Source organism: Mycobacterium sp. E3339 (assembly GCF_001666915.1).
GTDB lineage: Bacteria > Actinomycetota > Actinomycetes > Mycobacteriales > Mycobacteriaceae > Mycobacterium.
The window spans coordinates 1-547 of sequence record NZ_LZIZ01000205.1; the positions used below are offsets into that span (position 1 = coordinate 1).

Below are 547 nucleotides of genomic sequence, written 5' to 3' on the forward strand. Positions count from 1 at the left end.
GACGGTCAGCGGCCGTTCGTCGGGGCGCTGACGATGGAGCTGACCACCGAACTCGACGACGACGTCGCCTCGTGGATCGCGGCGGGATCCCCGCCGATTTGCTTCGCCAGCGGCAGCATCCCGGTCGAATCCCCCACCGAGATGGTCGAGATGATCAGCACCGCCTGCACCCAATTGGGCGAACGCGCACTGATCTGCGCCGGCGGGTCGGATTTCAGCGAAGTCCCGCACTTCGACCACGTCAAGGTGGTCGGCCCCGTCAATTACGCGGCCGTCTTCCCCGCCTGCCGCGCGGTCGTCCACCATGGCGGATCGGGCACCACGGCCGCCAGCCTGCGCGCCGGAGTTCCGACGTTGATCCTCTGGAGCTCGGCGGATCAGCCCTACTGGGGGGCCCAGGTCAAGCGACTGGAAGTCGGTACGGCCCGGCGCTTCTCGAAGACCACCAGCAAATCCCTGGTGGCAGACCTGCGGCAAACCCTCACCCCGTCCTACGCCACCCGGGCCCGCGAGATCGCCACCCGGATGACCAAGCCCAGCGAAAGCG

The 547-nt window shown here is 68.2% G+C and carries 1 protein-coding gene; it reads left to right on the forward strand.

All coding sequences use genetic code 11. From position 1 onward, the window contains the following. The coding region (locus A5702_RS19085) for a glycosyltransferase (protein WP_369817938.1) at window positions 1-547 on the forward strand (547 nt) is incomplete at both ends.